Below are 18,620 nucleotides of genomic sequence, written 5' to 3' on the forward strand. Positions count from 1 at the left end.
GGGAGCGGCTGTGACCGCTCCCATCTCCTTCAGGCGCAGAGGTCCAGGCTGCTGCCGACGCTGCTGGCATAGTCACCGGTATGCTCGGTGTACTGCTTGAGCAGCATGGCGATCAGTTGGTTGCTGTCCAGATTGCCAGCGTTCCCGCCGGCATCCGCCTCACCACTCTGCGCCTGTGCGAATCCGCCGCGGCTGCCTTCGGGTGGTGGCGGCGGAGGTGTCAGCGCGGACAGCTCCTCAGTGTCGATGCCGCCACTGCCGTCGGCGTCCAGCTGGCTGAACAGCTCACTCAATGCATCAGAGGACGTAGCGGCACCAGCCTGGCTGGCAAGAACCGACAGCTCGTCACTGTCGATGCTGCCGTCGCCGTTACTGTCCAGCGCGCCGAAAAGCTCCTCGCTGGATGGTGGTTGGCCTGGCGGTGGTGGGGGCGGTGGCAGCAGGGCGGCGGTTTCGTCGCTGCTGAGATTGCCGTCGGCATTGGCATCCAGCTGGCTGAACAGCTCATCGATATCGATGGTCAGGCTGTTGTCGCTTTTCTTGGCGGCGGTCAATGCGGTGTTCAGCTCGTCCTTGCTGACACTGCCGTCGGTGTTGCTGTCGAGGGTCTTGAACAGCTTTTCCTGCATCTGCGCAGGGTCCGGCGGTTTCGGCCGGCTGCTCAGGCTGGAACTGTAGTTGTAGGACGAATAGCCACTGACTCCACTGATCATGGCAGTCACTCCTTTAACGGTTGGCAGGTGGTGCGGCCTGCATCGCGCAGACCGCTTTCCGGAGTGGGTTCTCCGGTTCTGCCAGCGTCGGCAGGGCCTGTGTCGTCTGTGTTTGGGCTTGGTATCAGGCGTTATACAGAGGGACGGGGCAGGCGCAGCACGGCGGTCAGACCGCCACCGGGCGTGCCTTCCAGGCGTAGCTCGGCACCCAGCCGCTGGCTCGCCTCGCGGGCGATGCTCAGGCCGAGGCCGATGCCGCCGGAGTTTCGGTTGCGTGATCCTTCCAGGCGGAAGAACGGCTCGAATACCGCCTCTCGCTGCTCGGCGGGGATGCCAGGGCCGTGATCGACCACCCGCAGCGTCACTTCATGGGGGCCTTCAACCAGTTCGATTCGGGCATGACCTGCATAACGCAGGGCATTACCGAGCAGGTTGTTGAGGCAGGCGCGTAACGCCAGCGGCCGAGTCGGCAGCGGCTCACACTGGCCGAAGATTTCCACGGGCTGGCCCTGTTCGCGAGCGTTCTCGGCCAGCGACTCGACCAGCGCCAGCAGATCCAGGCGCTGCACTGGCTCGTGGCTGCTCTGTTCGCTGAGGTACGAAAGAGTGGCATCAAGCATGCCAGCCATTTCGTTAAGGTCGGCGGCCAGCTTGCTGCGCAGGGCTCCGTCGTCAATTTGCTCCAGACGCAGCTTTATCCGCGAGAGTGGCGTGCGTAGGTCGTGGGAGAGGGCGGTCAGAATACGTGCACGTTGGCTGACCTGCTCGCGGATACGCTGCTGCATGCGGTTGAAGCTGAGCGCGGCCTGACGGACTTCCCGCGGGCCCTGCTCGCTCAGTGGCGGGCTGTCGAGGTCCTGGCTGAGGCGCTCGGCGGCGCTTGAGAGTTGATGGATCGGCCGGGTCAGCAGGCGCGAGCCCAGCCAGGCAGCGATGATCAAGGCCAGCAGTTGCAGTACCAGTGGCACCAGTGGGCCGCCGAAGCGTGAGGGTGGTGGGGCGGGTGGTCCCTCAGGCGGGGGCGGAGGGTGGTCCGCTAGCCAGCTGGCGCCAGGTGGCGGTGGTGGGCCGGGCGGTTGTGGCGGTGCGGCAAAACTGTGAAACCAGATGAACGCCAGCAGGTGGGCCAGGGCGATGGCCAGCACGAACATGCCGAACAGGCGCAGCTGCAGGCTGTCGGTGCGGCGCATCAGCCGGCCTCGCGGCTATCGAACAGGTAGCCTTCGCCGCGTACGGTCTTGATCAGCCGTGGTGCACGTGGGTCGTCACCGAGCTTCTGGCGCAGGCGCGAGACCAACAGGTCAATGCTGCGGTCAAATACCTCGATGCTGCGCCCGCGCGCGGCATCCAGCAGTTGCTCGCGGCTGAGTACCCGGCGCGGACGTTCGAGAAAGGCCCAGAGCAGCCGGAACTCGGAGTTGGACAGCGGCACCACCAGCCCTTCGGCCGACTCCAGCTGGCGCAGTACGGTGTTCAGTTGCCACTGCGCCACGCCGATTCGCTCGGCCGCTTCGCTGCGGCTGGGTGCCTCTCGTCCTTCATTGACCCTGCGCAGAATGCTCTGGATGCGTGCCACCAGCTCGCGCGGCTCGAAGGGTTTGGCCATGTAGTCGTCGGCACCCAGCTCCAGGCCGATGATGCGGTCGGTGGGCTCGCAGCGGGCGGTAAGCATGAGAATCGGGATACGCGAAGTCCGGCGCAGTTCGCGGCATAGGCTGAGGCCATCCTCGCCGGGCAGCATCAGGTCGAGCACCAGCAGATCAAAGGATTCCTCGGCCAGTCGTTCGCGCATGGCGCGGCCATCGCTCACCCCGGCACCTTCCAGGTTGAAGCGTGCCAGGTAGTCGCAGAGCAGTTCGCGGATGGGCTCATCGTCATCGACGATCAGTACGCGAGTGCGTAGGCGGGGGAGTTCCGGAGTGAACTCTGCGGGAGTGCTGTGCATGGTACGCCTTGCCGGGAAAGTACAGAGCGGGGCCGCGCCGGGCGGTGGGGCATGCTACCCCGCAGCCAGGCTGACGGCCACTGTGGCGCCAGACTGTGGCCCGTGTGTATCGGCGCCTTGTCGGTTTTGTATCGATCTCGATACGCGGGAAATGTGCGGATTTTACGGATTCTTTACGGCTGTCCAGTCCTTCGCCATCGAACCTTTACGGACTCTGCTCCGAGAATTTCTCCAGGCGCTATTCGAGCGCGATATGGAGCACAGACACATGAGCATTCTCGACGGATTGTCCCTGGCGCTGGCCACGGGGCTGTTCATCTATTTGACGGTGGCGCTGCTGCGCGCCGGTCGCGGCTAGGAGGCAACATGCAAGTCCAAGATTATTGGCTGATTCTGGCCTTCTTCGTGCTGGTGCTCGCGCCGGCGCCTTTCCTGGGGCGGTTCTTCTTCAGCGTCATGGAAGGCAAGCCTAACCTGCTGAGTCCGGTGCTTTTGCCGGTTGAACACCTGTGCTATCGCATATCCGGGGTTGACCCCGAGCGCGATCAGGACTGGAAGACCTATAGCCTGGCGCTGCTGGCCTTCAGTGCAGTCAGCCTGGTGGTGCTGTTCACCATCCTCATGCTGCAGCACCTGTTGCCGCTCAATCCGCAACAGTTGCCGGGCCTGGAATGGACACTGGCATTCAACACCGCTGTGAGCTTCGTCACCAACACCAACTGGCAGGCCTATAGCGGCGAGGCGGCGCTGAGCTACTTCAGCCAGATGATCGGTCTGGGCGTGCAGAACTTCGTCAGCCCGGCCGTCGGCCTGGCCATCCTGGTGGCCTTCGCCCGTGGTATCGCGCGCAAGTCGAGCAACGGCATCGGCAACTTCTGGGTCGATGTGACCCGCGCCACCCTCTACGTGCTGCTGCCATTCTGCGTGCTGCTGGCCATCTTCCTGGTCTGGCAGGGCGTGCCGCAGACCCTCATGGACTACGTGCAGGCCAAGACCCTGCTGGGCGCCGACCAGAGCATCCCGCTGGGCCCGGCCGCCAGCCAGATCGCCATCAAGCAACTGGGCACCAACGGTGGCGGCTTCTTCGGCGTCAACTCGGCGCACCCGTTCGAGAACCCGACCGCCTGGAGCAACCTGTTCGAGGTGGCATCGATCATCCTCATCCCGGCCGCCCTGGTGTTCACTTTCGGCCACTACGTCAAGGATCTGCGCCAAAGTCGCGCCATTCTGGCAAGCATGCTGATTCTGTTCGTTGCAGGCCTTGGCATGACGCTGTGGGCCGAGTCTCAGCCCAACCCGGCCCTGGCGGCGCTGCCGATTGAGCAAATCGGTTCGCTGGAAGGCAAGGAAGCACGCTTTGGTACAGCAGCGTCTGTATTGTGGGCGGTAACCACCACGGCCGCCTCCAATGGTTCGGTCAATGCCATGCACGACAGCTTCAGCGCCCTTGGTGGGCTAGTGCCGATGTTCAACATGATGCTTAGTGAGGTGATTTTCGGCGGCGTCGGCGCCGGGCTCTACGGCATGCTGCTGTTCGTCCTGATCGCCGTGTTCCTGGCGGGCCTGATGATCGGCCGTACCCCAGAGTACCTGGGCAAGAAACTGGAGGCCCGCGAGGTGCGCCTGCTGGTGCTCACCCTGTTGGTGATGCCGGTTGGCGTGCTGGTGTTCTGTGCCCTGGCGGTGAGTCTGGACGGCCCCGCGGCCTCCATCACCAACCCCGGTGCCCATGGCTTCAGCCAGGCGCTGTACGCCTACACCTCGGGCACCGCCAATAACGGCTCTGCCTTTGCCGGCTTCGGCGCCAACACGCCGTTTCACAACCTGATGATTGGTCTGGCCATGTTGCTGGGGCGCTTCGGCTACATCCTGCCGATTCTGGCCATCGCCGGCAGCCTGGCGGCCAAGAAGCGTGCCCCGGTCGGACAGAACAGCTTCCCGACCCATGGCCCACTGTTTGTCACTCTACTGACCCTGACCATCTTGTTGGTCGGCGGCCTGACCTTCTTGCCGGCGCTGGCCCTGGGGCCGATCGCCGAGCACCTGGCGTTCTAACGGAGAACCAAGATGAATGCCCCTGTAAAGGCGCAACAAGGCGCCAAGATGCATAAAAACCAGGCCCAGACCAGCCTTGCCATGCTGTGGAAGCCGGCGCTGAAGCAGGCCTTCGTCAAGCTGGACCCGCGCCAGCTGGTGCGTTCACCGGTGATGCTGGTGGTCGAGCTGACGGCCATCCTCACCACTGTGCTGTGTTTCATTCCCCATCCGGCGGTTTCCCTTGGATTGGGTATTCAGATTGCGCTGTGGCTGTGGTTCACCGTGCTCTTCGCCAACTTCGCCGAGGCTCTCGCAGAGGGCCGTGGCAAGGCGCGGGCTGACAGCCTCAAGGCTGGTAGTCAGGGCCTGACGGCGCGTCGCCGGGTCGCTGAAAATCAGTACCAGGCAGTGGCCGCCAGTCAGCTGCGCAAGGGCGATATTGTTCGTGTCGAGGCTGGCGAGCTGATTCCGGGCGACGGCGAGGTGATCGAGGGTATTGCCGCGGTCAACGAGGCGGCCATTACCGGTGAGTCAGCGCCGGTGATTCGCGAGTCTGGCGGGGACCGTTCTGCGGTTACCGGTAACACCAGGGTGGTGTCCGACTGGCTGCTGGTGAAGATCACCGCCAACCCGGGCGAGTCGACGCTGGACCGGATGATCGCCCTGGTCGAGGGCGCCAAGCGGCAGAAGACACCGAACGAGGTGGCGCTGGACATCCTGCTGATCGGTCTGACCTTGATCTTCCTGCTGGTGGTGGCCACCCTGCAGCCGTTCGCCCGTTTCGCCAGCGGTGATCTGCCGCTGGTGTACCTGGCAGCCCTGCTGGTGACACTGATCCCGACCACCATTGGCGGTCTGTTGTCGGCGATCGGTATTGCAGGGATGGATCGCCTGGTCCGCTTGAACGTGATTGCCAAATCCGGCCGTGCAGTAGAGGCGGCGGGTGACGTGCATACGCTGCTGCTGGACAAGACCGGCACCATTACCTTCGGTAATCGCCGCTGCAGTTTCATGGTCATGGCCCCAGGCGTGGATGCGCACACACTCGCTCAAGCCAGTCTGCTGGCCTCGTCGGCGGATGACACGGCGGAAGGCAAATCGATTGTCGAATACCTGCGCAGCAGTTCAGCACTGCAACTGCCTCCGCCGGGCGAGATCAAGGCTATTCCCTTCAGTGCCGAGACACGTCTGTCCGGTGCCGACTGGCAAGGATGTAGCTACCGCAAGGGCGCTGTGGATGCCGTTCTCAACTATCTAAATCTGGGGCGAGATGATCTGCCTGCGGCACTGGCTCGTGAAGTGGAGAAAATCGCCCAGAGCGGAGGCACTCCGTTGCTCGTCGCGGGCGAGGGGCGCTTGCTGGGCGCGATTCACCTCAAAGACGTGGTCAAGCCCGGTATCCGTGAACGCTTTGCCGAGCTGCGTACGCTGGGGATCCGCACGGTGATGGTCACCGGCGACAACCCGCTGACCGCCGCCGCCATCGCCGCCGAGGCCGGGGTGGATGACCTGATTGCCGAAGCCACCCCGGAGAAGAAGCTGCAGCGAATTCGCAGCGAGCAGGCTGAAGGCAAGCTGGTGGCCATGTGCGGCGACGGCGCCAATGATGCCCCGGCACTGGCCCAGGCCGATGTGGGTCTGGCCATGAATGACGGCACCCAGGCCGCCCGTGAGGCCGCGAACTTGGTTGACCTGGATTCGGACCCGACCAAGCTGCTGGACGTGGTACAGGTGGGCAAGGAGCTGCTGGTGACACGCGGTGCGTTGACCACCTTCTCGGTGGCCAACGATGTGGCCAAGTACTTCGCCATCCTCCCGGCGCTGTTTGCCGGTATTTATCCGCAGCTCGGCGCGCTCGACATCATGCAGCTGCACAGCCCGCAGAGCGCCATTCTCTCGGCCATCGTGTTCAACGCGCTGATCATCATTGCGCTGATCCCCCTGGCCCTTCGCGGGGTGCGCGTCAAGGCACTGGATGCGGCCAGCCTGTTGCGGCGCAACCTGCTGATCTACGGTCTGGGCGGCATCATCGCGCCCTTCATCGGGATCAAGCTGATCGATCTGCTGCTGGTAGCCCTGGGGCTGGTGTGAGTCTGACCCCCTCTCCTTGGGGGAGGGGCTTCAACGAATTCGGAGAACTATCATGCTCAAGCAACTTCGTCCGGCCATCAGCGTGCTGGCCTTCATGACCCTGATAACAGGCGTGGCTTATCCTCTGGTCGTCACCTGCATCGCCCAGTTGGCCTTCCCCGCGCAAGCCAATGGCAGCCTGGTGCGTGATGCCAAGGGCCAGGTGGTCGGCAGCGCTTTGCTGGCACAGAACTTCGAGGGTGAACAGTGGTTCCAGCCGCGCCCCTCGGCTGCCGCCTTCGCCACTGTCGCCAGTGGAGCCAGCAACCTGGCTCCCAGCAACCCGGCGCTGGCCGAGCGTATCGGCAAGACGGCTGCCAGCTTGGGTGAACAGGGGAAACTGCCGGTGCCCATGCAACTGGTCACGACCTCCGGCAGTGGGTTGGACCCTCATCTGGCGCCCGAGGCCGCGCTTTGGCAGGTATCGCGCATCGCTCAGGCGCGCCAAGTGCCCAGCGCAGAACTGGAACGCCTGATTGAGCAGCATACCGAGCGGCCGCTGGTAGGGCCGGCAGTAGTGAACGTGCTGGCGCTCAATCTGGCCCTGCAGGACAATTCTCCCTCCATACGCCATGAGCTTGTTCAATGAGTGATGCTGTGCGAGCCGATGCCCTGCTGGCTGACTTGCCCCGTGAAGGCCGCGGTCGCCTGAAAGTCTTTCTGGGGGCGGCACCAGGCGTGGGTAAAACGTTCGCCATGCTGCAGGCCGCACACGGGCAGTTGCGGCAGGGTGTCGATTTGCGCGCCGGGGTGGTGGAAACCCATGGCCGGGCCGAGACGGAAGCATTGTTGGTCGGCTTGCCGCAGCAGGCGCTTAAACGGCTGGAGTACCGCGGCGTGCCGATGGTCGAGATGGATCTCGATGCGCTCCTGCAGAGCCCGCCGGCGCTGGTTCTGGTCGATGAACTGGCCCACAGCAATGTGCCCGGCAGCCGGCACGCCAAGCGCTGGCAGGATGTGCAGGAGCTGCTGGAAGCCGGCATCGACGTTTACACCACGGTCAACGTGCAGCACCTGGAAAGCCTCAATGACCGGGTGCAGGACATCACCGGCGTGCAGGTACGCGAGACGGTGCCCGACTGGGTGCTGCAGGAGGCCTTCGAGATCCAGCTGGTTGACTTGCCGCCGCGCGAGCTGCTGGAGCGACTGCGTGATGGCAAGGTCTACGTGCCCGAGCAGGCACGCGCAGCCATCGATGCCTTTTTCAGTCAGACCAATCTGACCGCCCTGCGTGAGTTGGCTATGCAGACGGCTGCCGCACGGGTGGATGCTGACCTTAATCGCCGCTACCGCCTGCAGGGTCAGACTGCGCCTACTGTGCTGGGCCGGCTGCTGCTGGGCATTGACGGAGATGTGCATGCTGAGCGCCTGGTGCGCCATGCCAGTCGGGTGGCCGAGCGCCGCCATCTGCCATGGTCGGTGGTGCACGTGGATACCCGCAGCCCTCAGGATGAGGATGCTCGGGCCCGTCTGCAGTCCGCCCAGCAACTGGCAGAACGTCTGGGTGGTGAGGTGGTTACTCTGCGCGGTGACTCGGTGGCGCAGACGTTGCTGGAACATGCTCATGAGCGGCGCGCCAGTCTGATTCTGGTTGGACGCAGCCGGGAGCGGCTGCGTCGTCGCTGGTTTGGTCGCGGCCTCGGTGAGCGGCTTCTGGCCGCAGGGCAGGGGCTTGAAATCAGTGTGCTGGATACCGAGGCTGAGCCTTCGCCCACACGGCGCCTGGCGCAGCAGCCGGCGAGCTGGGGCAATTACGGGCTGGCTCTGGCGGCTACCGCCGTTGCGGCTCTGCTGGCGCTGGGCCTGTCGCGCGTGCTGGAACTGCCGAATATCTCCATGGTGTTCCTCGCCGCTGTGCTGCTGGTGGCGGTGCGCAGTAGCCTGGGGCCTGCGCTGGTCTGCTCCGGGCTGTCGTTCCTCGCTTACAACTTCCTGTTCATTCCGCCGACCTGGTCGCTGACCATCGAACGGCAGGAGGACGTGCTGACCCTGCTGTTTTTCCTGCTGATGGCCGGGCTGACTGGCAATCTTGCCAGCCGACAGCGTCGTCAACTGGAGGCGCTGCGCCAGGCTCAGACCGAGACTACCGCCTTGCTGGATCTGTCGCGCAAGCTCACGGCAGCCACCGATCGCCGCGCGGTGCTGGCCGCCGCGGAACAACAGTTCTGCGCCTGGAGTGAGCTGGAGGTGGCGCTGCTGTCGCGCGATAGTGATGGCGTATGGAAGGTCGAAGCTGGCGTCCAGCGCCTGCTCGCCGATCAGGAACGTGCTGCCGCCGACTGGGCCTGGCAGCATGAGCAACCCGCTGGGCTGGGTACCGATACGCTGCCGAATGGACGTTGGTGGTGGTTACCGCTGGCCGGAGAGGAAGGGCCTCTACTGCTACTTGGCATCCAGCCGCGTGATGGTCAGCCGCTGCCGGGCGAACGGCGCAGGCTGATTGCGGCCCTCGGTCAGCCGCTGGCCCAGGCGCTTGAACGCGCACAGCTGGCCGAGGAGCTTGAGGCTGCGCGCCTGCATGGCCAGACCGAGGAGTTACGCAGCGCGCTGCTGGCCTCGGTATCCCATGATCTGCGTACTCCGCTGACCGCCATGCGCGGCTCAATCGACAGCCTGTTGGCCCTGGGCGAGCAGATTCCTCTGACTGACCGCCAGGAGTTGCTGGAAGTCACTCGTGACGAGGCCGAGCGGTTGGACCGCTATATCCAGAATCTTTTGGACATGACCCGCCTGGGGCACGGCGGTCTGAAGCTCGCTCGTGACTGGGTGGCACCGGCTGATATCGTCTCCAGTGCCTTGCAGCGGTTGCGCGCTGTGCTGGCACCGCTGCAGGTCGAGACCGTTTTGCCGCGTGAGTTACCTTTGCTCTACGTCCATGCGGCGTTGATTGAGCAAGCATTGGTCAACGTGTTGGACAATGCGGCACGCTTCTCACCGGCTGCAGGGCGCATTCGGGTAAGCGTGTCGGCAGAGCGCGACGAGCTACGTATCGCTGTCAGTGATCAGGGACCGGGGATTCCGTCCAATGAGCGCGAGAAGATCTTCGACATGTTCTACACCGCGGCTCGTGGCGACAGGGGCGGGCAGGGAACCGGCCTCGGACTGGCCATCTGTCGGGGCATGCTGGGCGCACACGGTGGGCGGGTGACGGTGAGTGATGGGCTGGAGGGACAGGGCACTACGCTGGTGCTGCACCTGCCCCTGACCGCGCAGCCCCCTTTGGCCAATGAGGATGACCAGTGAGTGCCGCTCCCAGCGTTCTGGTGATTGACGACGAAGCGCAAATTCGCAAGTTTCTGCGCATCAGCCTGTGCGCGCAGGGCTACCGTGTGCTGGAAGCAGGTAGTGGTCGTGAGGGACTGGAACAAGCGGCACTGGGGCGGCCTGATCTGGTGGTATTGGATCTCGGGTTACCGGATCTGGATGGCCAGCAGGTGTTGCGGGAGCTGCGTGAGTGGAGCCAGGTTCCGGTGCTGGTGTTGTCGGTACGTGCTGGTGAGGGTGAGAAGGTGCAAGCGCTGGATGCCGGCGCCAATGATTATGTGATCAAGCCTTTTGGCATTCAGGAGTTCCTTGCCCGTGTCCGGGTATTGCTGCGACAGAGCCAGACAGATCAGCAGCCGGCTGTGCAGGTCCGGACGGGCGATTTGCTGGTGGACTTCGCCTATCGGAGGGTGCTGTTGGCAGAGCAGGAAGTCCCCCTGACTCGCAAGGAATATGCCGTGTTGGCGCTGCTGGCCCGGCATCTGGGGCGGGTGGTCACGCAGCAACAGTTACTCAAGGATGTCTGGGGCCCCAGTCATGCGGATGACAGCCACTACCTGAGAATCGTCATCGGCCATCTGCGGCAGAAACTGGCTGATGACCCGGCAGCGCCCAGATTTATCGCCACTGAGCCCGGTGTGGGATATCGATTACGCGATGGATTGTGAACACCCATTCGTATTTACCCCCATTTCTAGACGCCTCGTTACGCCCTGAATAGACTGTGCGGATTTTCTGTTCTGTCGACCTTAGGAGTTTTATGAAGCGCAAGGACGTTGCAGTAATTGCAGTGCTGACAAGCCTGGTATGCCCTCTCTCCGGATTTGCATCCGATTACCAGGCAGTCAGTAAACAGGCTGAGCAGCAGGCGCGTTGGGGATTGCTGGGGGATGCTGTTGATAGCTATCGTCAGGTTCTCGCCAATCCTGATCTGAGTGATCACCATGATCAGGCCCGTCTGCGTCTGGCACGTCTTTACATGGACAGTTTTGACTACGCGGCAGCGCGCGCCGCGTTGCAGCCTCTGCTGAGTCGGTCGTCAGACAGTGCCGAAGCGAAACAGGCGCGCAAGCTTGAGCGCAAATTGGCCAGCAAAACCAAGACCCATAGTGTTGGTGGAAAGCTGCAGCTGGGTTTGGTTCATGACACGGATACTGCCAATGCGTCAGCCAGCAGTCCGGTGGCCGATCCGGTCTTTCTTGATGACGACGAGGAGGGTGGCGAGGCGGAAGACGATGCTTTCGAGGACGACGCCGACTTCGCTGACCTGGAATTCGAAGACGATATGCTGGACGACATCCTGGAGGATGTTGATCTCGACGAGGATGACCTGGAAGACAGTGGTCTGGTATCGGAGGACGATGATGAAGACGTCGACCCCGGTACTGGGTCTGCTCCCTCCAAACGCAGTGTCCACGACAATCGCCGCTTGTCTACTGCGGCGATGCGCTATGCCTACGGTTTCAATAGCAGGGGTGATCGCTGGCTCTTGTCTGGGAATTTCAGTCAGGCTCGCCAGGATGATCAGACTCAGCTCAATCGTCAGACGTGGGCCGTGTCGACGGGGCCTGAGTTTTTGCTACCGGAATGGCGATTGAAGCTAAATCCCTCTGTCACTTACCTGCAGCTCTACAAAGACCATCACTACGACCTCTCCAGCAGCATCTGGTCGATGGGTGTCAGCCATAAACCCAATCGAGTTCTGGAAGTCGGGGCGCGCTACAACTACGAAAATCGCTCGCTCTACAGCGATGACTCACCCGACGTCGAAGTAGATACGCTGAAGTTGTCGGCGAAGCTCAAGCCAACCTCTCACGACACGCTTGATCTAAGTTTCTCGCCCAAGGTGGAGGACAATGATCAACGCAAGAAGGACAAGGATCAGCACGGCTGGAAGCTGGCTTATGCCCGCAAGTTGCCATGGGACAGCTTTGCGACTGTCGCCTTCAGCAGACGTCATACCGACTACGACAACGATCCTAAGGGTAAGCAGGAAGACGAGGACAAGTATGCAGTCAGCCTCGGCCATAAACTGACCAAGCAGCTTCAGGTTGCAGTCAGTTATGAGCACAAGGACAAGGACTCCAACCAGCCCGGCAAGGACAAGAACAACGAGAGCACGGCGCTGACAGTCACATATCGTTTCTGAGGTGTGCTCTGTCAGCCGTTGTCACGCTCGTACTTGTCCAGCGTGTCACGGGCGATCTGCCGGCCGAGGAGGATCAGCTCTTCGGCCTTGTAGAACTCGAAGAAGCGGCAGACCCGCTTGGGGATGTTGATCAGCACGTCTGGCGGGTAGCCGGCGATCTTGTATTGCGCCAGCGAGGTCTGCATCGTCTCGAAGCTCTGGTTGATCAGCTCCAGCAACGAGGCTGGGCCGATGTTGTCGCTCACCTGGCTGCCGCTGGCCGAGCGTAGCGGCTGGCTGGGCGCAGCGGCCGGCGCATTGAGCAGGGTCGCCGTGCTGTCGTCTTCTTCCTCCTCGCCGCCGCTGCGCTTGAGAAATGCGAGGCGACTGCCGAGGCTCTCCATCATCGCATCCATGCGCCCCTTGAGTGCTGGCGGACGCTCGATCACCGGCAGGCTGTAGTGCTTCTGGTTCGCCGAGTTGAGGTTGACCGCCACGATCAGGTCGCAGTGGCTGGACACCACCGGCACGATCGGCAGGGGGTTGAGCAGGCCGCCATCGACCAGCATGCGGTTGCCCTGGATCACCGGGGTGAACAGGCTGGGGATCGCGGCCGAAGCACGCATGGCCTGGTGCAGGCAGCCTTCCTGGAACCAGATTTCCTGCTGGTTGGTCAGGTCGGTGGCCACGGCGGTATAGGGAATCGGCAGGTCTTCGATGTCGATGTCGCCAACGATTTCGCGCATCTTGCCGAACACCTTTTCGCCACGAATGGCGCCCAGACGGAAGCTGACGTCGAGCAGGCGCAGTACGTCCAGATAGTCCAGGCTGGAAATCCATTCGCGGTACTCCGGCAGCTTGCCGGCAGCGTAGATGCCGCCAATCACCGCGCCCATGGAGCAGCCGGCCACGCAGCCAATTTCGTAGCCACGCGCTTCCAGTTCCTCGATCACGCCGATATGGGCATAACCGCGTGCGCCGCCTGAACCCAGTACCAAGGCAATTCGTTTACTCACCGTGCAGTCCCCCGCAGAAACAGGTTGCGACGATACCGCCCGGTCGGCAGGCGGCCAAGTGCTGGCTAGAATGGGATGCAAAATTCAAACGGGAGGTTGGTATGTACAAGATGTTGTTGGTGGTGACGCTGCTGGCTATGGCCGGATGCGCGGGCAAGACCGTCAATCGCGATGCCTGCGCCCATTCGCTGGACCGCGCCTGGAAGGAACTGGACCTGGCCAAGGCCGAAGGCTTTGCCGGTACGGTGAGCTACTCCAAGGCGCTGTCACTGCTCACCGCCGCCAAGACTCAGCAGCAGTTCGAGGGCTATGACGGCTGCCTGGAGAATGCCGAAAAGGCGCGCTTCTATATCCGTGAATCGCGCGCCGGGCGTTAACCCGCGATTGAGCGGTGGGCGTGCTGCTCCGGCCAGGTTGTAAGCACGCATTGCAGCGCCTTGGCCGCCTGCCGGCTAGCGGTTAGTCTGGCCAGTCTTGCAGCCAGCCGGCTGTCACCGCGTTGGGAGTCGATGATGCGCAACAAGCTGGATGCCTGTCTGCAGGCGGTCAATCAGGTGGTGCTGGGCAAGGCGCCCCAGGTGCAGTTGGCCATGGCCTGTCTGCTGGCGCGCGGGCACCTGCTGCTGGAGGACCTGCCGGGGATGGGCAAGACCACCCTGAGTCACACCCTGGCCAAGGTACTGGGCCTGTCTTTCCAGCGCATTCAGTTCACGTCGGATCTGCTACCCGGCGACATCCTCGGCACCTCGGTGTTCGACAAGGAGTCCGGGCAGTTCACCTTTCATCCGGGGCCGATCTTTGCCGAGCTGGTGCTGGCCGACGAGATCAACCGCGCCACGCCGAAAAGTCAGAGTGCGCTGCTGGAGGCCATGGAGGAGGGGCAGGTGACCATCGAGGGCGCCACCCGGCCGTTACCCGAGCCTTTTTTCGTCATTGCCACGCAGAATCCGGTGACCCAGAGCGGCACATTTGCCTTGCCGGAGTCTCAGCTGGACCGGTTTCTCATGCGCCTGTCGCTGGGCTATCCGGCCCACGCCGCGGAAAAGGCCCTGCTTCAGGGCCAGGGCCGGCGAGCCATGCTGGGTCGCCAGGAGCCGCTGCTCAGCCACCGCGAACTGGCCGAGCTGCAACAACTGGTGGAGCAGGTACATGCCAGTGATGCCCTGATCGATTACGTGCTGCGTCTGGTCGAGGCGACCCGCACTCAGCCGCAGTTTGCCTGGGGGCTTTCGCCACGCGCCGCACTGGGGCTGCTGAGTGCGGCGCGGGCCTGGGCGCTGCTGGCCAACCGCGAATACGTGATTCCCGAAGATGTTCAGGCGGTCCTGCCGGCGGTAGCCGGTCACCGTCTGCGCGAGCGCGCCGATCCCAGTGGTCATGGCGGCAGCGCCCTGGTGCAGTGGCTGCTGCGCGAAGTGCCGGCGCTGTAGATGTTCAGGGACGCTTACCGCCAGCGCTGGCGGCACTGGCTGAACCGGCGCATTCCGCCGGCGCGGGCGGTGCAGCTCAATCAGCGGCGCATCTTCATCCTGCCCACGCCGCGTGGTCTGGCGTTCAGCGTGGTGCTGCTGCTGATGCTGCTGGCCGGCATCAATTATCAGAACAGCCTGGCCTATGGCCTGACCTTTCTGCTGCTGTCGGTGTTTCACACCGCCATGCTGCATACCTATCGCAATCTGTCCGGCCTCATGATCAAGGCCGTTGGTGTTGCACCGGTGTTCGTCGGTGAGCAGGCGCGTTTCCAGTTGCGCCTGGAGAGTCGCGGCAAGGTCCATGAAGCGATTGCCTGTGGCTGGCCACCAGCGCCGCTGGAGGTGGCCGATGTGCCGGCCGATGGCCAGGCCCTGCTGGAAATTCCCCTGGCCGCGAGCCGTCGGGGCTGGTTGCGGGCCGAGCGTATGCGGGTGGAAAGCCGTTTCCCGCTGGGCCTGCTGGTAGCCTGGAGCTGGGTCGATCTGGATCAGGCGGTGCTGGTCTATCCCCAGCCGCTGCCGGGTGACCTGCCACTGGCGGCGCAGGCGGGGCTGGAAGACGAGGATGAAGGCCAGCGCATCGTCGGTCGGGGCGCCGATGATTTTCAGGGGTTGCGCACTTTTCAGCCGGGTGACTCGCGCCGGCGCCTGGACTGGAAGGCTTACTCGCGCGGCCAGGGCCTGCTGGTCAAGGATTTCGCCCAACTTGCCGGGCGTGACCTGTGGCTGGACTTCAGCAGCCTAGGCGGCGATGTGGAGGCGCGCCTGAGCCTGCTCTGCCACTGGGTGCTGACGCTGGATCAGCGCCAGCAGGCCTTTGGTCTGAATCTGCCGGGTTTGCGCCTGGAGCCGGCAACCGGTACGGCCCATCGCGAGGCGTGCCTGAAGGCGCTGGCGCTGTTCGGGAGTGCTTCGGCATGACGCCGGCGATCCCGCGCATCAGTTTGATCTGGCTGCTGGTGGCTCAGGCGCTGGTGATCCTGCCGCATCTGGCCCATCTTCCCATCTGGTTCACCGGGCTCTGGACTTTCTGCGCGGCCTGGCGGTTGCAGATTTTCCGCATGCGCGCCCGCTACCCCAACGGCCTGGCTAAGGCGGCGCTGTTGCTGGCGACCGCGGCGGGGGTGTTCTGGTCGCGGGGCAGCCTGATCGGCCTGGAGGCCGGCACGGCACTGCTGATGGCCACCTTCGTGCTCAAGCTGGTGGAGATGCGCACCCAGCGCGACGCTCTGGTGCTGATCTACCTGGGCTTCTTTGCGGTGGTCACCGCCTACCTGATGAACAGCGAGATGCTCAGCGCGCTTTACAGCGTGCTGCCGGTGACGGCATTGCTGGCGGCCATGGTCGGTTTGCAGCAGAGCCGTCTGGCCATGCAGCCCTGGCCGACCCTGCGTTATGCCGGCAAGCTGTTGCTGCAGTCCTTGCCGCTGATGTTGCTGCTGTTTGTCTTCTTCCCGCGGCTGGGGGCCTTGTGGTCACTGCCGCAGCCGGGCAATCAGGCGCGCATGGGGCTGGCCGAGAGCATGAGTCCGGGTGATATTGCCAACCTGGGCCGCTCGCCGGAGCCGGTGTTTCGCGCCAGTTTCGAGGGGGCGACGCCGCCCCGCAGTGAACTGTACTGGCGTGCTCTGACTCTGGAGCATTTCGATGGCCGGCGCTGGTCGCAAACGCCTGAGCTGCCAGTGCTGGCAACCGACAGCTGGCAGCCGCTAGGCCAGAGTCTGAGTTACAGCATTCTCATGCAGCCCAGCCAGCAGCGCTGGCTGTTTGCGCTCGACACAGCGCGCACCGATCTGCCCGGTGCGCGCCAGCTCAGTGACTACCGTCTGATCAGTGCCAGTCCGGTGGAGCAGCCCTTGCTGTATCGCGTCAAGTCCTGGCCGCAGGTGGTGCGTGATGGCGAACTGTGGCCCTCGCAGCAGCGCCGTGCACTGCAGCTTCCGGCCGGCAACCCGCGTGCCCGCGAACTGGCGGCCGAGCTCAAGGCCCGCTATGCACGACCGGAACAACTGGTGGCGGCGCTGCTGACGCGCTTCAACCAAGGCGAGTATTTCTACACCCTCAAGCCGCCGACGCTGTCCGGCGATACCGTCGATGCCTTCCTCTTCGACAGTCGCCGCGGCTTCTGCGCTCACTATGCTGGGGCGGCCACCTTCGTCCTGCGTGCGGCGGGGATTCCGGCGCGGGTGGTGGCGGGTTACCAGGGCGGTGAGTTCAACCGCCAGGGTGGCTATGTACAGGTACACCAGTTCGATGCCCATGCCTGGGTCGAGTACTGGCTGCCGGAGCGCGGTTGGCAGCGCGTTGACCCGACCTTTGCCGTCGCCCCTGAACGTATCGAGGAGGGACTGGAGTCTGCATTGGCCGAGGAGGGTAGTTTCCTTGAGGATTCCCCGCTGTCTCCCTTGCGCTACCGCGATGTGGCCCTCATCAATCAGCTGCGCCTGGCCTGGGACAATCTCAACTATGGCTGGCAGCGCTGGGTGCTGGGTTATCAGAGCGAGCAGCAGCTGGGGCTGCTGCAGCGCTGGTTCGGTGACTGGGATATCCAGCGCTTGGTGATCGTGCTGGGCGGTGGCGGTGTGTTGCTCGGCCTGCTGATGGCGCTGTTGCTGCTCAAGCCCTGGCAGCAGCGTCTGGATGCTCAGCAGCGCGTCTACCGGCGCTTCGAACGGCTGCTGGCCCGGCACGGCGTGGCGCGTCAGCCCGGTGAAGGCGCCCGTGACTATGCCCGGCGTGCCGCGCAGGCTCTGCCGCAGCAGGCGCGGCAGATCGAAGGATTTGCCGAGTGTTTCGAGGCGCAGCGCTATGCCGGGGGCAAGTCGGATAAGGGGCGGTTGGCCCAGCAGTTGCGCGCTTTGCGCCGCGCCTTGCCCTGGCGCCTGAGCCGGCTGGACGAGGGGGACACACCGCGATGAGCGAGTCTAGTCGGCTACTCATTCAGCTGCTGCAGCTAGCCAGCTGGTGATGCTAACGATCATTTTTCCCGGTATTCACGGCCTGGATAATTGACCATAGGCTCAGCTCGGTGCCACCGTAACGCCGTATCCAGTCAGATACCCATCAGCATGCCCAACCAGCAGAGGGGAGCAGGTCCGTGAATTTTTCCCAATTGATCGCCCAGGCCGAGCAGTCGCCGGAGCATATCCTTGTGCCGCAGAACTGGGGGCAGGGGCGTGCGGCCTTTGGCGGGCTGGTGGCCGCACTGGTGTTTGCCGCCATGCGCAGCAAGGTACCGGCCGGGCGGCCAGTGCGCTCGCTGGCGGTGACCTTTGTCGGCCCGTTGCAGCCGGGTGTGCCGGCCCAGGTCGAGGCCGAGGTACTGCGCGAGGGCAAGGCGGTCAGCCAGATGCTCGGCCGTGCTACTCAGGATGGTCAGGTCGTGGCCCTGGTGCAGGGCAGCTTCGGTGCGCCGCGCGAGTCGGTGCTGGCGGTTGAGGCCTTGCCCGCGCCGGTCATGAGTCCGCCCGAGCATTCGCAGGAAATGCCCTACATCAAAGGGGTGACGCCGGAGTTCACCCAGCACCTGGCGCTGCGCTGGGCCGAAGGCGGCATGCCATTCAGCAACAATCCGTCGCGCACCATGGGTGGCTGGGTTCGGCTACGCGAGGAGTTGCCGCAGGAGCATCTGGACGAAGCGCATCTGCTGGGCCTGGTCGATGCCTGGCCGCCAGCCCTGCTGCCGCATCTGCGTCAGCCGGCGCCGGGCAGTTCGCTGACCTGGACCATCGAGTTCATGCAGCCGCTGGTGCCGCTCAGTGGTGAGGACTGGTGCCAGTACCGCGCTGAGATCGAGCATGCCCGGGATGGTTACGGGCATATCGCCGCGGGATTCTGGAGCCCGCAGGGTGAGCTGCTGGCAATCAGCCGGCAGACGGTGACGGTATTTGCCTGAAGCCCGGCCTGCGCGCTGTT

The 18,620-nt window shown here is 63.7% G+C and carries 16 protein-coding genes; 12 read left to right on the top strand and 4 right to left on the bottom strand.

What is annotated here, in order from left to right; all coding sequences use genetic code 11:
- Positions 1-29: 29 nt before the first annotated feature.
- The 3 genes from xopAW to CK486_RS02840 all read right to left on the bottom strand — a co-directional run bounded on the left by xopAW (position 30) and on the right by CK486_RS02840 (position 2,658).
- Complete coding sequence (xopAW, locus tag CK486_RS02830) at positions 30-713, bottom strand: EF-hand domain-containing protein (RefSeq protein WP_095938753.1); 684 nt, start codon at positions 711-713, stop codon at positions 30-32.
- A gap of 131 nt (positions 714-844) precedes the next feature.
- Positions 845-1,906 (bottom strand): ATP-binding protein, encoded by a 1,062-nt coding sequence (locus tag CK486_RS02835; protein ID WP_095938754.1) that lies wholly within the window; start codon positions 1,904-1,906, stop codon positions 845-847.
- Positions 1,903-2,658, bottom strand: a complete 756-nt coding sequence (locus tag CK486_RS02840; protein WP_095938755.1) for a response regulator — start codon at positions 2,656-2,658, stop codon at positions 1,903-1,905. The genes CK486_RS02835 and CK486_RS02840 overlap by 4 nt, the downstream gene beginning before the upstream one ends.
- Positions 2,659-2,926: 268 nt before the next feature.
- Here CK486_RS02840 and kdpF point away from each other — a divergent pair, with 268 nt between their 5' ends.
- The 7 genes from kdpF to CK486_RS18025 all read left to right on the top strand — a co-directional run bounded on the left by kdpF (position 2,927) and on the right by CK486_RS18025 (position 12,238).
- Positions 2,927-3,016: a K(+)-transporting ATPase subunit F gene (gene kdpF, locus CK486_RS17875; protein WP_141248869.1), complete on the top strand. Its 90-nt coding sequence runs from the start codon at positions 2,927-2,929 to the stop codon at positions 3,014-3,016.
- A gap of 8 nt (positions 3,017-3,024) precedes the next feature.
- Positions 3,025-4,713, top strand: coding sequence for a potassium-transporting ATPase subunit KdpA (kdpA, locus tag CK486_RS02850; protein ID WP_095938757.1), 1,689 nt, complete (start codon positions 3,025-3,027; stop codon positions 4,711-4,713).
- A 12-nt stretch (positions 4,714-4,725) separates the two neighbouring features.
- Complete coding sequence (gene kdpB / locus CK486_RS02855) at positions 4,726-6,786, top strand: potassium-transporting ATPase subunit KdpB (RefSeq protein ID WP_095938758.1); 2,061 nt, start codon at positions 4,726-4,728, stop codon at positions 6,784-6,786.
- 52 nt (positions 6,787-6,838) lie between these two features.
- Complete coding sequence (gene kdpC / locus CK486_RS02860) at positions 6,839-7,414, top strand: potassium-transporting ATPase subunit KdpC (RefSeq protein ID WP_095938759.1); 576 nt, start codon at positions 6,839-6,841, stop codon at positions 7,412-7,414.
- Positions 7,411-10,068: a sensor histidine kinase KdpD gene (locus CK486_RS02865; protein ID WP_095938760.1), complete on the top strand. Its 2,658-nt coding sequence runs from the start codon at positions 7,411-7,413 to the stop codon at positions 10,066-10,068. The genes kdpC and CK486_RS02865 overlap by 4 nt, the downstream gene beginning before the upstream one ends.
- Positions 10,065-10,757, top strand: a complete 693-nt coding sequence (locus tag CK486_RS02870) for a response regulator (RefSeq protein WP_095938761.1) — start codon at positions 10,065-10,067, stop codon at positions 10,755-10,757. Before CK486_RS02865 ends, CK486_RS02870 begins: the two co-directional genes overlap by 4 nt.
- A gap of 92 nt (positions 10,758-10,849) precedes the next feature.
- Positions 10,850-12,238 (top strand): porin family protein, encoded by a 1,389-nt coding sequence (locus CK486_RS18025; protein ID WP_176481631.1) that lies wholly within the window; start codon positions 10,850-10,852, stop codon positions 12,236-12,238.
- Between the two features lie 11 nt (positions 12,239-12,249).
- Here the strand turns inward: CK486_RS18025 and CK486_RS02890 are convergent, their stop codons facing one another.
- Positions 12,250-13,233, bottom strand: coding sequence for a patatin-like phospholipase family protein (locus tag CK486_RS02890; protein ID WP_095938764.1), 984 nt, complete (start codon positions 13,231-13,233; stop codon positions 12,250-12,252).
- A gap of 101 nt (positions 13,234-13,334) precedes the next feature.
- Here CK486_RS02890 and CK486_RS02895 point away from each other — a divergent pair, with 101 nt between their 5' ends.
- The 5 genes from CK486_RS02895 (at position 13,335) to CK486_RS02915 (ending at position 18,600) form a co-directional block, all read left to right on the top strand.
- Complete coding sequence (locus CK486_RS02895; protein WP_095938765.1) at positions 13,335-13,610, top strand: hypothetical protein; 276 nt, start codon at positions 13,335-13,337, stop codon at positions 13,608-13,610.
- A gap of 135 nt (positions 13,611-13,745) precedes the next feature.
- Positions 13,746-14,663, top strand: a complete 918-nt coding sequence (locus CK486_RS02900; protein WP_095938766.1) for a MoxR family ATPase — start codon at positions 13,746-13,748, stop codon at positions 14,661-14,663.
- Positions 14,664-15,626, top strand: a complete 963-nt coding sequence (locus CK486_RS02905; RefSeq protein ID WP_095938767.1) for a DUF58 domain-containing protein — start codon at positions 14,664-14,666, stop codon at positions 15,624-15,626.
- Positions 15,623-17,623 (top strand): DUF3488 and transglutaminase-like domain-containing protein, encoded by a 2,001-nt coding sequence (locus CK486_RS02910; protein ID WP_095938768.1) that lies wholly within the window; start codon positions 15,623-15,625, stop codon positions 17,621-17,623. Before CK486_RS02905 ends, CK486_RS02910 begins: the two co-directional genes overlap by 4 nt.
- 179 nt (positions 17,624-17,802) lie before the next feature.
- Positions 17,803-18,600, top strand: coding sequence for an acyl-CoA thioesterase II (locus CK486_RS02915; RefSeq protein ID WP_095938769.1), 798 nt, complete (start codon positions 17,803-17,805; stop codon positions 18,598-18,600).
- Positions 18,601-18,620 lie beyond the last annotated feature (20 nt).

This window comes from Pseudomonas sp. HAR-UPW-AIA-41, from assembly GCF_002304225.1.
Classification (GTDB): Bacteria; Pseudomonadota; Gammaproteobacteria; order Pseudomonadales; family Pseudomonadaceae; genus Aquipseudomonas.